Genomic DNA, 12,927 nt, shown 5'->3' with positions numbered 1-12,927 from the left:
CTCACCTTGTGGCGCGGGCAGGGCACCTTCCCAAAGGAGTGTGTATGAACCTCACAATCAGCGGCCACCATCTCGAAGTCACACCCGCCATCCGTGAATACGTTCAGAATAAGCTCGAGCGCATCACCCGCCATTTCGACCACGTGATCGACACCCACGTGTTCCTCGCCATCGATAACCTCACTGAAAAAGAAAAACGGCAAAAGGCCGAGATCAACCTACAGGTATCGGGCAAGATTCTGCATGTGGCGAGTGCTGCGCAAGATCTGTATGCGGCCATCGACACCTTGATGGACAGGTTGGACAGGCAGGTTCTGAAACACAAATCCATGCTGCAAAATCATAATCACGTGGCGCACAAGCGCCTTCCGGACAACGGAGAAGCCGCTGCCGCGTAACTATTACGGGTAGCCGCAAAACACAGCAAGGGCGTCTGAGGGGACGCCCTTTTTGCTTTTGTACAATACCTGTTACTTTTCTACGCTTCCGTTTGTACAAATGTTCTGTAGAATGCATGTCTTTTCGATCACAGAATACCATCATGACCGATACCGTCCTGACCCGCGTTGCCAACCGCACCGGCGTCATCACGCTCGACCGGCCGAAGGCGCTGAACTCCCTCTCGCTCGACATGGTGCGCGCCCTGAGCGCCATCTTGCTGGAATGGAAGGATGACGCGGGCATCGACGCGGTGGTCATCACCAGCAGCAGCGAGAAGGCCTTGTGCGCCGGCGGCGATATCCGCTTCTTCCATGAGATGGGCCACGTCGGCCCGATGGGCGGCAGCGCGCTGCTGGAAGACTTCTTCACCGAAGAATACGCACTGAACCACCTGATCCACTTCTACCCGAAGTCCTACGTCGCCGTGATGGATGGCGTGGTGATGGGCGGCGGCATGGGCATCGCCCAGGGCGGACCTGGCTGCGGCCTGCGCATCGTGACCGACCGCACCAAGATGGCGATGCCCGAGGTGAACATCGGCCTGTTCCCGGACGTCGGCGGCAGCCACTTCCTGTCGCATGCGCCGGGCCAGCTGGGCCAGTACCTGGGCCTGACCGGCCTGACCATCGGCGCGGCAGATGCGCTGTACGTGGGGCTGGCGGACGTGTACGTGCCGGGGGCGGAACTGGCCGGTTTGATGGCGCTGGTCGACACGACCCCGGGCGCGCAGCTGCCGGCGGCGATCCGCAGCTATGCGGCGCAATTCGCGGGCCAACTGGGGCCGAGCGAACTGCAGGCGCAGCGCGGCGTGATCGATGCGCACTTCGGCGCCGCCAGCGTGGCGATGATCATGGCTTCGCTGGGTCGTGACGAGAACCCGTTCGCGCAGAAGGCGCTGAAGGCGATGCGCCAGCGCTCGCCCCTGATGATGTGCGTGACCCACGAACTGCTGCTGCGCGGCGCCTCGCTGGACGTGGCGGACTGCCTGCGCATGGAGCGCAACCTGGTGCGCCGCAATTTCGAGCATGGCGAAGTGCTGGAAGGCGTGCGGGCGCTGGTGATCGACAAGGACAACCAGCCGAAGTGGAATCCGCCGACGCTGGAGGACGTGAAGCCCGAGATGGTGGCGCGCTTCTTCGAGCCGGTGTGGCCGGAGTATGCGCACCCGCTGCGCCACCTCACCTGAGACCTGTTTTTCGTAGGGTGGGCGGGTCTCCCGCCCACGCGGCGATAGTTAACGGTGAATGAGCCGAGCTGGCAAATCTGATGCTAGTTGAACGCGTGGGCGGGGAACCCGCCCACGCTACGATTCGCGGCAGAGCAACAGCCGCGGGCCGTATCACCCCGCAGCGTGCTTCGGCTGCTCGCGGTGACGAATGATCACCCGCTCTGTCTGCCCAAAGTAGGCCCCCAGCCTTTCCGCCATGTAGACCGAACGGTGCTGCCCGCCGGTACAGCCCACCGCCACGGTGAGATAGGACCGGCTGTCCGTCTTGAACGAGGGCAGCCACTTTGCAACAAAAGCGCGGATATCTTCCAGCATCGCCACTGCGCTCGGCTGGGCGTCGAGGAAGGCGATCACCGGCGCGTCCTTGCCCGTGAGCGGGCGCAGCGCCAGGTCGTAGTAGGGGTTGGGAACCGCACGCACGTCGAATACGAAGTCGGCATCCAGCGGCACGCCCACCTTGAAGGCGAAGGATTCGAAGAACAGGGTCAGCGGGGCATGCTCGAGGTCGGCCAGTTCCTTGACCCAGGCGCGCAGCTTGTTGGCGGACAGTTCCGAAGTGTCGATCACGTGGCCCAGGTTCTCGATCGCCGACAGGCGCTCGCGTTCCTCGGCGATGCATTCGATCAGGGTGCGGCGCGAGGCCGGATTCTCGCCCGGGCGCAGCTCGTGCGACAGCGGGTGGCTGCGCCGCGTCTCGGAGAAACGCGCCACCAGCGAGTGCGTGCTCGAGGTCAGGAACATCACCTTGACGTTGTGGCCTTCCTCTTTCAGGTGGCGCACGCTCACCGGCAGTTCGACCAGCGATTCGGCACTGCGCGCATCGACCGCGACGGCGATTTTCTCCGTGCCTTTTTCACTGACCGCATACACCAGGGCCGGCAGCAGGGCCGGCGGCAGGTTGTCGACGCAGTAGTAGCCTGCGTCTTCCATGACATTCAGGGCAACCGACTTGCCCGAGCCGGAAATACCGGTAATGAGGACGATGTGCATGCTTGGGATGATACCCCAAATGGCGAAGTGATCGTACCTCAGTCGCCGCTCATGGCCTGGCGCTGGCGCTCCATGAATTCCTGCAGCGTATCGATGCCGCGCAGCTGCAGGATGGTGTTGCGCACGGCAGCCTCGAGCAGCACCGCGATGTTGCGGCCGGCCGCCACCGGAATGACCACCTTGCGGATCGGCAGGCCCAGCACGTCCTCGGTCGGGTGGTGGAAAGGCAGGCGCTCGACCTCTTCGTCGAGCGCGCCGCGCTTGACCAGGTGGACGATGAGCTTGAGGCGCATCTTGCGGCGCACCGCGGTCTCACCAAAGATCGCCTTGATGTCCAGGAGGCCCAGGCCGCGCACTTCCAGCAGGTTCTGCAGCAGCGGCGGGCAGCGGCCTTCGATCATGTTCGGCGCGATGCGCGAGAATTCCACCGCGTCGTCGGCCACCAGGCCATGCGAACGCGAGATCAGTTCCAGGCCCAGCTCGCTCTTGCCCAGGCCCGAGTCGCCGGTGATCAGGACGCCCACGCCCAGCACGTCCATGAACACGCCGTGCATGATGACGCGCTGCGCCAGCTTCTTGGACAGATATACGCGCAGGAAGTCGATCACCTGCGCCGCCGGCAGCGGGGTCGAGAACAGGGGGATGTTCTGCTCGTCGCAGATGGCGAGGATGTCGGGCGGGGTTTCCAGACCCTGGGCGATGATCAGGGCCGGCGGACCACCACCGATCAGCTCGCCGATCACGTGGGTGCGCGAGCTGGATTTCAGGCGGTGGTAATAGTTCAGTTCCTGGTGTCCAAAGACCTGGATGCGGCCCGGGTGGATCAGGTTCAGGTGGCCGACCTGGTCGGCGGCCGAGGCCGCGTCGCCCGCGATCTGCCGCTCGCCGCCTGGGAAACCCGCGAACCAGCCCAACTGGAGGCTGTCGCGGTTGTCATCGTACAAACGCTGGATGGTCAGCGGAGTCTGCAGCATGGGCATATCGTTCCGTACGCGGCGAATTGCCGCGTAGACAGTTTAGCCCAAAGCTTGCAGGCTTGGCTGCCAGTTGATGATGCGTTCGTGGACCGACTTCGGATCCGGATCGGTGGCCAGCGCGTTGCGCACAGCTTCGTCCGAGAACAGCTCGGCGATTTCCGATAGGATTTCGAGGTGCTGCTGGGTCACGTGATCCGGGATCAGGAGGAAGAACAGCAGGCTGACCGGCTGGCCGTCGGGCGATTCGAAGGGAATCGGTTCCTTCAGTCGCACGAAGGCCGCCAGCGGAGACTTCAGGCTCTTGGAGCCCTTGATCCGCCCGTGCGGCACGGCGACGCCATGGCCGAGACCAGTGGAGCCGAGGCGCTCGCGTGCGAACAGGTTGTCCGACACGGTGGAACGGGCGATGCCGCAGTTGTTCTCGAAAATCAGGCCAGCCTGTTCGAATGCACGCTTTTTGCTGGAAACTTCCAGATCCAACTGCACGTTCTCGAGCGAGAGGATTTTGCTAAGGTTCGTCATAACTTGTATGCCATGCACAGGGTGGGGTGTGCTTGCGAGGCGGAATTATAGGCCTGTTTCAGGACGGTGACATTCGATTTCGCATCTGTACAGGCATACAGTCACCTACATGGGGACGGTATGGCGAAAGCGTAGTGTTTTGCCATGAAATCGGCTTAGCAATTAAACGCAATTTCCTAAGCGAAATCGCAGGGAAAGCGGCGCAAATGGAGGTGCGAAAGCCTTCGCACCATCTTTTCCATGCATTGTGCCCGTTTTTTGAGCACGACGTTCGGATGCCGTTTTTGTATCAAAAACTTGCGCCGAGTGTGGCTGAAAACGCACAGCCGGCTTGCAAGCGTACACGGTTTCAGGTTATTGACGCGCGGTGCGCAGGTTGGACGGCTTGCAGGTGCTGAAATTGGCGCGCCATGGATTGATGTCGAGTCCGCCGCGGCGGGTATAGCGTGCATACACCGCCAGCTTGGTCGGCTTGCACTGGCGCAGCACGTCCATGAAGATGCGCTCGACGCATTGCTCGTGGAATTCGTTGTGCTCGCGGAAGCCGATCAGGTACTTGAGCAGGCCTTCCTGGTCGATCTGCGGACCGACATAGCGGATCTGCACGGTGCCCCAGTCCGGCTGGCCGGTGACGAGGCAGTTCGACTTCAGCAGGTGCGACACCAGGGTTTCCTCGACCGGCGCTTCCGTCTGGTTGGCGCTCAGGAGTTCGGGCGAGGGCACGTACTGGTCGATTTCCACGTCGAGGCGGTCGAGCAGGCTGCCTTCCAGTTCGCCCATTGCCAGGCTGCCGAAGGCGTCGGGCGTGGTGATCGTCACGTGCACCGGCGCGCCGAAAGCTGCGGACAGGTCCTGGCGCAGCAGTTCGGCCAGCGCATCGGTACCCGCCAGGCGGGTCTGGTTGAAGGAATTCAGGTAGAGCTTGAACGACTTCGATTCGACGATGTTGGGCGAATCGGCGGGCGCCGTGATGGTGGCGATCGCCACCTGCGGCTTGCCGCGCATGTTCAGCCACGACAGTTCGTAGGCATTCCAGATGTCGACGCCGAAGAAGGGCAGGGTCTTGCCCGCTCCCAGGCCGATCTCTTCGCGCTTCTGCAGGCGCGGGATCGGGAACAGGAGTTCGGGGGCGTACTGGCTCTGGTACGCGGAGGTTTTGCCAAGTGGCGATTGATCAGGAGTATTCATAGGAAACATGAACGCTTTTGACGTTCGTAGGGTGGGCGGCTTTGCCGCCCACGCGGTCAACTAAAGTTTGCGTACTCGCGGCGTGGATAACACTGCGGTACGAAATTGGGCACCGGCCTTCGCCGGTGCGACGTGCATAAGCTTGGGGTGAAATCAGCCGAATTCTAGGCGCCGAGGAACAGCTTATAAACGGGATTGCTGCTCTCGTCCCAATACCGGTACCCCAGCGTCGCCAGGAACTGCCGGAACTCCTCCATCTCCGCCGCCGGCACCTGCAGGCCGACCAGGATGCGTCCCACGTCGCCGCCCTGGTTCCGGTAGTGGAACAGCGAGATGTTCCAGTTCGGCGCCATGCTGTCGAGGAAGCGCATCAAGGCCCCCGGCCGTTCGGGAAACTCGAAACGATACAGCAATTCGTCCTGGGCCTGTGCGCTTTTCCCGCCCACCAGGTGGCGGATGTGCAGCTTGGCCAGTTCGTCGTGGGTCAGGTCGAGGGTGCGGAAGTCGTGTTCCTCGAAGGTGCGCGCCAAGAGGCCGGACTCGCTGCGGCTGCCCACCTGCACGCCGACGAAAATGTGCGCCTCGCGCGAATCGGCCATGCGGTAGTTGAACTCGGTGACGTTGCGCGGGCCGACCAGGGCGCAGAAGCGGCGGAAGCTCCCGCGCTGCTCGGGGATGGTCACCGCGAACACGGCCTCGCGCGATTCGCCCAGTTCCGCGCGCTCGGCCACGAAGCGCAGGCGGTCGAAGTTCATGTTGGCGCCGCAGGCTACCGCCACCAGGGTCTCGCCCTTGACCGGATTCTTTGCCATCTGCGAGCGTTCCACATAGGCCTTGGCGCCGGCGACCGCCAGCGCGCCGGCCGGCTCTAGGATGCTGCGGGTGTCCTGGAACACGTCCTGGATCGCGGCGCAGATCGCGTCGGTGTCGACGATGATGATCTCGTCCACCACCTGCTGCGCCACGCGGAAGGTTTCCTCGCCCACCAGGCGCACCGCGGTGCCGTCCGAGAACAGGCCGACGTCGTTCAGGGTCACGCGCTGGCCGGCCTTCAGGCTTCTTGCCATCGCATCCGAATCGATGGTCTGCACGCCGATCACCTTGATGTCCGGGCGCACCGCCTTCACGTAGGCGCCCACGCCCGCCACCAGGCCGCCGCCGCCAATGGCGACAAAAATCGCGTGGATCGGGCCGGAATGCTGGCGCAGGATCTCCATGCCGATGGTGCCCTGGCCGGCGATGACGTCGGGATCGTCGAAAGGATGGACGAAAGTCAGGCGCTGTTCCTTTTCCAGCAGCAGCGCGTGGTTGTAGGCGTCGGTGTACGAGTCGCCATGCAGCACCACTTCCACGCTGGCGCCGCCGCGCGCCTTCACCGCGTCGACCTTCACCTGCGGGGTGGTGGTCGGCATCACGACCAGGGCGCGGCAGCCGAGGCGCGCCGCGGACAGAGCCACACCCTGCGCATGGTTGCCGGCCGAAGCGCAGATCACGCCGCGCTTCAGTTGCTCGGGCGTGAGGTTGGCCATCTTGTTGTAGGCGCCGCGCAGCTTGAAGCTGAACACGCTCTGCATGTCTTCGCGTTTGAAGTAGATGCGGTTGCCGAAGCGGTTCGACAGGGTGGGCGCGTATTCGAGCGGGGTTTCTTCGGCGACGTCGTAGACGCGGGCGGTCAGGATTCTCTTGAGGTAGTCGGTAGTCATGGTCGGCAATCGGGTAACTGCAATGCCGGCAATGGATAGGGGCCGGCGGTCCGGACGACGCACACTTTTCCTCGCGGAGGGTGACCGGGGCGGAGTGGCGATACGACGTGCTGGATAGCAGGCTCGGCGTATCGTGTCGTTACGATAGGTGATCCTCATTATAATGGACACCTATCGCAATTGCTCACTGCCCCCTTTCCCGATGATCGAAAACGCCGTCCTCTGGCTGCTGAACGTCCTTGCCGCGCCGACCGTCGGGCTTACTTCCATCTTCATCATCAGCTTCGTCTCGGCCACGCTGCTGCCGCTCGGCTCCGAGCCGGCCGTCTTCGCCGTGGTGAAAGCCAACCCGGCCATGTTCTGGCCGGCCATCCTGGTGGGCACGGTGGGCAATACGCTGGGCGGGGCGGTGGATTATTTCATCGGCTACCGCGCCAAGATCGCCTTCGCCAAGGAGCGCCAGAGCCGCTGGTTCGGCTGGCTCAAGAAGTACGGCGCCAAGACCATGCTGCTGTCCTGGGTGCCGGGCGTGGGCGACCCGCTGTGCACCCTGGCCGGCTGGCTGCACCTGCCGTTCTGGCCGAGCGTGATGTACATGGCAATCGGCAAGTTCGCACGCTATGTCACCATGACCGCGATCCTGCTGTACATCCCGGACGGGTTCTGGAAGACCGTGGGCGACTTCTTCGAGCGCCTGATCGGCTGACGGAAATGGACCGCAGCGAACTGCAAGCCTACCTCGGCGCCAGCACCCATATCGATGCCGACCATCCGGCTGTAGCGGCCACCGCCCGCCGCCTGGCGGCAGGCGCGCGCTCGGAAGCCGACATCGTGCGCGCCTGCTTCGAATTCGTCCGCGACGAGATCGCGCACAGCGCCGATTTCCGGCGCAATCCGGTCACCTGCCGCGCATCAAGCGTGCTGCAACACGGTACCGGCTTCTGCTACGCCAAGAGCCACCTGCTGGCGGCCCTGCTCAGGGCCAATGGCATCCCGGCGGGCCTGTGCTACCAGCGCCTGGCAACCGGGGATAGGGCCGCGCCGTATTGCCTGCACGGGCTGAACGCGGTCTGGCTGGCGGACCTTGGCTGGTACCGGCTCGACCCGCGCGGCAACAAGCCCGGCATCGATGCTCGCTTCGACCCGCCGCGCGAGCTGCTCGCCTTCAGCCTGAGCGATCCGCAGGAGCGCGACTTGCCCGGCGTGCTGGCCGAACCGCTGCCGGTCGTGGTCGAGGTGCTGGAGCGCTGCGACACGGTCGAGCAGGTGCTGGCCGGTCTGCCCGACCTGGCCGGCGATCCGCCCTGACGCCGAGTCGGGTATCATGCGGGCCATGAACAAGCCCCCAAGCCTTCTTTCCCTGCTCCTCGTCCTGGTCGCCCTGGCAGTGTTCGGTGTCATCGGCGCCAAATACATGCTGAGCTCGCACAAGGAGTCCACCAACGAGCAACTCGGCCTGGTCTGGCCGGGCATCGCCGCCATGCCGGAAGGGGACCGCAACTTTCTCGTCGAACTCGCCCATACCTGCAACCTGACCATGCGCGAGCCGGTGCGTGCCGAGGTCGTCGACTGCCTGCGCTCGGTCCAGATGAACGAGGAAGCAAAGGCCCGTCTGGACCGCCTGATCGGCCAGGCGCCGGCGCAGCAGCGCTGAAGCACCCTTATGCAATATGCCGTTTCCGGGCGGGATGCAAACGAATGATGCATCTGGGCAGCTTTTTGCAAACGTAATTTGCATCTTTTGCCCGCTGTTGGAATTTTCTTGCGCACCCTTTCTTTTAATTCTAGCCAGCGTCCAGCGTGGTGCAGCGCAATAAGCTAGAATGAACGTCCTTCGGACCCGTCCGACCGACGCCCTGCATCTCATGAACGCGCCCGCACATATCCATACCCTGCTCGCCGACAATGCTCCTGCACGACTGCGCGAGATCCCCTACAACTACACCTCGTTCTCCGATCGCGAGATCGTGATCCGCCTGCTGGGCGAGTCCTCGTGGCGCCTGCTCGACGAACTGCGCGGGGCGCGCCAGACCGGCCGCTCGGCGCGCATGCTGTACGAAGTGCTGGGCGATATCTGGGTGGTGCGCCGCAACCCCTACCTGCAGGACGACCTGCTGGACAACCCGAAGCGCCGCCAGAAGCTGATCGACGCCTTGCACCACCGCCTGGGCGAAGTCGACAAGCGCCGCCTGAGCGTGGACGCCGCCGAAGGCGATGCCGAAGCCTCCGCGTCGCGCAGCGCCGCGGTCGAACAGCTCCTGGCCGCCGCCCGCAAGGCCGTCGACGATTTCGCGCGCGAGTTCCGCGAGACCTACGACCTGCGCAAGCGCGCAAGGCAGGTGCTCGGCGCCTACACCGACAAGCGCAACATCCGCTTCGACGGCATGCACCGGACCTCGCACGTCACCGACGCCACCGACTGGCGCGTCGAGTACCCCTTCCTGGTCCTGCTGCCCGACAGCGAAGAGGAGATGGCCGGCCTGGTCAAGGGCTGCATCGAACTGGGCCTGACCATCATCCCGCGCGGCGGCGGCACCGGTTACACCGGCGGCGCCATTCCGCTCACGCCGATGTCGGCCGTGATCAACACCGAAAAGCTGATCGGCATCGGTGAAGTCGAATTGAGCCGCCTGCCGGGCGTGGACCGCGAATACGCGACCATCCACACCTACGCCGGCGTGGTCACCCAGCGCGTGTCGCAGGCGGCGGAAAAGGCTGGCTTCGTGTTCGCGGTGGACCCGACCTCGGCCCACGCGTCCTGCATCGGCGGGAACATCGCCATGAACGCGGGCGGCAAGAAGGCCGTCCTGTGGGGCACCGCGCTCGACAACCTGGCTTCCTGGCGCATGGTCGACCCGAACGGCGACTGGCTGGAAGTCACGCGCATGGACCACAACCTGTCGAAGATCCACGACGCCCCGGTCGCCACTTTTAAACTCGAATGGACCCATCCGACGCCGCGCGGCGGCGCCAAGGGCGCGCCGTTCCGCACCGAGACGCTCACCATCGAAGGCCGCCGCTTCCGCAAGGAAGGCCTGGGCAAGGACGTCACCGACAAATTCCTGGCCGGCCTGCCGGGCATCCAGAAAGAGGGCACCGATGGCTTGATCACCTCGGCGCGCTGGATCCTGCACAAGATGCCGAAGTTCACCCGCACCGTGGCGCTGGAATTCTTCGGCCAGGCGCGCGATGCGATTCCGTCGATCGTCGAGATCAAGGACTACCTCGACGGCCTGCCGAAGAACGGCGACCCGGCCTTCTCGACGATCCGCCTGGCGGGCCTGGAGCACCTGGACGAGCGCTACCTGCGCGCGGTCGGCTACGCCACCAAGTCCAAGCGCGGCGTGCTGCCCAAGATGGCGCTGTTCGGCGACATCGTCGGCGACGACGAGAACGCGGTCGCCATCGCCGCTTCGGAAGTGGTGCGCCTGGCGAATACCCGCGTCGGCGAAGGTTTCGTGGCGGTGAGCGCGGAAGCGCGCAAGAAATTCTGGCTCGACCGCGCCCGCACCGCGGCCATCGCGCGCCACACCAACGCCTTCAAGATCAACGAAGACGTGGTGATCCCGCTGAACCGCATGGGCGAGTACACCGACGGCATCGAGCGCATCAACGTCGAGCTGTCGATCAAGAACAAGCTGCAGCTGGCCCGCGAGCTGCGCCAGTACCTCGCCAACGAGCACCTGCCGATCGAGAAGAGCGACGACGCCACCGGCGACACGGTCGACCGCAACGAGATCCTGGGCGACCGCCCGCAACAGGCGGTGGCGCTGGTGGAACTGGTCCATGCACGCTGGGGCTTCATCCTCGCCAACCTCGACCAGAAGCTGGTCGACGTGCGCGGCAAGCTGGACGAGCTGGGCCTGGACGGGCTGTCGTCGACCCTGGACCAGCGCATCGGCGCCCAGCCGGACGCGCTGCTGTTCGACGTGGTGCAGGACCACACCATCCGCGTCTCCTGGAAGCAGGAACTGCGTGCGCAGCTGCGCCAGATCTTCAACGGCGCGGCCTACAAATGCATCCTCGACGAATGCACGGCCATCCACAAGCGCGTGCTGCGCTCGCGCGTGTTCGTGGCCCTGCACATGCACGCCGGCGACGGCAACGTGCACACCAACCTGCCGGTGAACTCGGACGACTATGCGATGCTGCAGGATGCGCATGCCGCGGTCGAGCACATCATGAAGCTCGCCCGTTCGCTGGACGGCGTGATCTCGGGCGAGCACGGCATCGGCATCACCAAGCTCGAATTCCTCACCGACGACGAGATCCGCGAATTCCGCGACTACAAGGAACGGGTCGACCCGGAAGGCCGTTTCAACAAGGGCAAGCTGCTCAACACGACGGCGGTATCGGCCGACCTGCGCAACGCTTACACGCCGTCCTTCGGCCTGATGGGCCACGAATCGCTCATCATGCAGCAGAGCGACATCGGCGAGATCGCCAACAGCATCAAGGACTGCCTGCGCTGCGGCAAGTGCAAGCCGGTCTGCACCACCCACGTGCCGCAGTCGAACCTGCTGTATTCGCCGCGCGACAAGATCCTGGCCACCTCGGCGCTGATCGAAGCCTTTTTGTACGAGGAGCAGACCCGCCGCGGCGTCTCGATCCGCCACTGGGAGGAATTCGAGGACGTGTCCGACCACTGCACCGTGTGTCACAAGTGCGTGACGCCGTGCCCGGTCAACATCGACTTCGGCGACGTCTCGATGAACATGCGTAACCTGCTGCGCAAGATGGACAAGCGCAGCTTCAAGCCGGCCCAGCGCGCTGGCATGTTCTTCCTGAACGCGACCGACCCGACCACCATCAACGCCACCCGCAAGGTGATGGTCGACTGGGGCTACAAGGCCCAGCGCCTGGGCAACCAGCTACTGCGCGGCCTGGCCAAGCCGCAGGTGGAAGCACCGCCCCCGACCACCGGCAAGGCGCCGGTGCGCGAGCAGGTGATCCACTTCATCAACAAGAAAATGCCGGGCAACCTGCCGAAGAAGACGGCGCGCGCGCTGCTCGACATCGAGGACGACAAGGTCATCCCGATCATCCGCAACCCGCAAGCGACCAACGCCGACACCGAAGCCGTGTTCTACTTCCCGGGCTGCGGCTCGGAGCGCCTGTTCTCGCAGGTGGGCCTGGCGACCCAGGCGATGCTGTGGGAGGTGGGCGTGCAGACCGTGCTGCCGCCGGGCTACCTGTGCTGCGGCTATCCCCAGCGCGGCGCCGGCCAGTACGACAAGGCCGACAAGATGGTGACGGACAACCGCGTGCTGTTCCACCGCATGGCCAACACGCTGAACTACCTCGACATCAAGACGGTCGTGGTGTCGTGCGGCACCTGCTACGACTCGCTGGCGAACTACGAGTTCGACAAGATCTTCCCGGGCTGCCGCCTCATCGACATCCACGAATACCTGATGGAGAAAGGGGTGAAGCTGGAAGGCGTCACCGGTACCCGCTACATGTACCACGACCCCTGCCACACCCCGATGAAGATGCAGGATTCGCTCAAGACCGTCAACGCGCTAGTTTCCACCGTGGATAACGTGAAGATCGAGAAGAACGATCGCTGCTGCGGCGAATCCGGTACCTTCGCCGTGAGCCGTCCGGACATCGCTACCCAGGTCCGCTCGCGCAAGCAGGGCGAGATGGAGAAGGGCGCGGATAAACTGCGCGACGACGGCTTCAAGGGCGACGTCAAGATCCTGACCAGCTGCCCATCCTGCCTGCAGGGCCTGTCGCGCTACAACCATGATTCCGGCACCACCGCCGACTACATCGTGGTCGAGATGGCCAGGCACCTGCTGGGCGAGAACTGGATGCCCGACTACGTCGCCCGCGCCAACAACGGCGGCATCGAAAGGGTGCTGGTATGAAGGAA

At 64.1% G+C, this 12,927-nt stretch carries 11 protein-coding genes; 6 read left to right on the top strand and 5 right to left on the bottom strand.

From position 1 onward, the window contains the following. Window positions 1-44 precede the first annotated feature (44 nt). Together hpf and FG94_RS06730 are read left to right on the top strand one after the other, a co-directional pair. The gene (gene hpf / locus FG94_RS06735) at window positions 45-398 is read left to right on the top strand and encodes a ribosome hibernation-promoting factor, HPF/YfiA family (RefSeq protein WP_027865734.1); all 354 of its coding nucleotides are present in this window, start codon (window positions 45-47) and stop codon (window positions 396-398) included. A gap of 143 nt (window positions 399-541) precedes the next feature. Beyond that, window positions 542-1,627, top strand: a complete 1,086-nt coding sequence (locus FG94_RS06730) for an enoyl-CoA hydratase/isomerase family protein (RefSeq protein ID WP_036208782.1) — start codon at window positions 542-544, stop codon at window positions 1,625-1,627. Between the two features lie 153 nt (window positions 1,628-1,780). Here FG94_RS06730 and rapZ read toward each other — a convergent pair whose 3' ends face one another. From rapZ to ilvA, 5 genes are all read right to left on the bottom strand, one after another. Further along, a complete protein-coding gene (gene rapZ / locus FG94_RS06725; protein WP_036208779.1) occupies window positions 1,781-2,659 on the bottom strand; it encodes an RNase adapter RapZ in 879 nt (292 codons plus the stop codon). 38 nt (window positions 2,660-2,697) lie between these two features. After that, a complete protein-coding gene (hprK, locus tag FG94_RS06720; RefSeq protein WP_036208776.1) occupies window positions 2,698-3,633 on the bottom strand; it encodes an HPr(Ser) kinase/phosphatase in 936 nt (311 codons plus the stop codon). A gap of 42 nt (window positions 3,634-3,675) precedes the next feature. Continuing rightward, window positions 3,676-4,158: a PTS sugar transporter subunit IIA gene (locus FG94_RS06715; RefSeq protein ID WP_027865730.1), complete on the bottom strand. Its 483-nt coding sequence runs from the start codon at window positions 4,156-4,158 to the stop codon at window positions 3,676-3,678. 354 nt (window positions 4,159-4,512) lie between these two features. Further along, a complete protein-coding gene (gene queF / locus FG94_RS06710; RefSeq protein WP_081925848.1) occupies window positions 4,513-5,346 on the bottom strand; it encodes an NADPH-dependent 7-cyano-7-deazaguanine reductase QueF in 834 nt (277 codons plus the stop codon). Window positions 5,347-5,510: 164 nt separating this feature from the next. After that, a complete protein-coding gene (gene ilvA, locus FG94_RS06705; protein WP_036208746.1) occupies window positions 5,511-7,049 on the bottom strand; it encodes a threonine ammonia-lyase, biosynthetic in 1,539 nt (512 codons plus the stop codon). A 202-nt stretch (window positions 7,050-7,251) separates the two neighbouring features. Here ilvA and FG94_RS06700 point away from each other — a divergent pair, with 202 nt between their 5' ends. From FG94_RS06700 to FG94_RS06685, 4 genes are all read left to right on the top strand, one after another. Continuing rightward, on the top strand, window positions 7,252-7,755 hold the full coding sequence (locus tag FG94_RS06700; protein WP_036208743.1) for a YqaA family protein: 504 nt from the start codon (window positions 7,252-7,254) through the stop codon (window positions 7,753-7,755). Between the two features lie 5 nt (window positions 7,756-7,760). Further along, window positions 7,761-8,357 (top strand): transglutaminase family protein, encoded by a 597-nt coding sequence (locus tag FG94_RS06695; protein ID WP_036208739.1) that lies wholly within the window; start codon window positions 7,761-7,763, stop codon window positions 8,355-8,357. A gap of 25 nt (window positions 8,358-8,382) precedes the next feature. After that, a complete protein-coding gene (locus FG94_RS06690) occupies window positions 8,383-8,703 on the top strand; it encodes a hypothetical protein (protein ID WP_036208736.1) in 321 nt (106 codons plus the stop codon). Window positions 8,704-8,914: 211 nt separating this feature from the next. Continuing rightward, window positions 8,915-12,922 carry an FAD/FMN-binding oxidoreductase gene (locus tag FG94_RS06685; RefSeq protein ID WP_036209311.1) on the top strand — a complete coding sequence of 1,336 codons (4,008 nt, stop codon included), beginning with the start codon at window positions 8,915-8,917 and terminating at the stop codon, window positions 12,920-12,922. Window positions 12,923-12,927: the final 5 nt, after the last annotated feature.

It is taken from the genome of Massilia sp. LC238 (genome assembly GCF_000735635.1).
Taxonomy (GTDB): domain Bacteria; phylum Pseudomonadota; class Gammaproteobacteria; order Burkholderiales; family Burkholderiaceae_D; genus Telluria; species Telluria varians.
Note: the sequence above shows the minus strand (reverse complement) of the source record. Positions and strands in the feature narration are given on the sequence as shown.

Bases quoted from the DNA above. Each gene is read 5' to 3' on its own strand.
- hpf (WP_027865734.1), top strand. From the start codon at position 45: ATGAACCTCACAATCAGCGGCCACCATCTCGAAGTCACACCCGCCATC.
- FG94_RS06730 (WP_036208782.1), top strand. From the start codon at position 542: ATGACCGATACCGTCCTGACCCGCGTTGCCAACCGCACCGGCGTCATC.
- rapZ (WP_036208779.1), bottom strand. From the start codon at position 2,659: ATGCACATCGTCCTCATTACCGGTATTTCCGGCTCGGGCAAGTCGGTT.
- hprK (WP_036208776.1), bottom strand. From the start codon at position 3,633: ATGCTGCAGACTCCGCTGACCATCCAGCGTTTGTACGATGACAACCGC.
- FG94_RS06715 (WP_027865730.1), bottom strand. From the start codon at position 4,158: ATGACGAACCTTAGCAAAATCCTCTCGCTCGAGAACGTGCAGTTGGAT.
- queF (WP_081925848.1), bottom strand. From the start codon at position 5,346: ATGAATACTCCTGATCAATCGCCACTTGGCAAAACCTCCGCGTACCAG.
- ilvA (WP_036208746.1), bottom strand. From the start codon at position 7,049: ATGACTACCGACTACCTCAAGAGAATCCTGACCGCCCGCGTCTACGAC.
- FG94_RS06700 (WP_036208743.1), top strand. From the start codon at position 7,252: ATGATCGAAAACGCCGTCCTCTGGCTGCTGAACGTCCTTGCCGCGCCG.
- FG94_RS06695 (WP_036208739.1), top strand. From the start codon at position 7,761: ATGGACCGCAGCGAACTGCAAGCCTACCTCGGCGCCAGCACCCATATC.
- FG94_RS06690 (WP_036208736.1), top strand. From the start codon at position 8,383: ATGAACAAGCCCCCAAGCCTTCTTTCCCTGCTCCTCGTCCTGGTCGCC.
- FG94_RS06685 (WP_036209311.1), top strand. From the start codon at position 8,915: ATGAACGCGCCCGCACATATCCATACCCTGCTCGCCGACAATGCTCCT.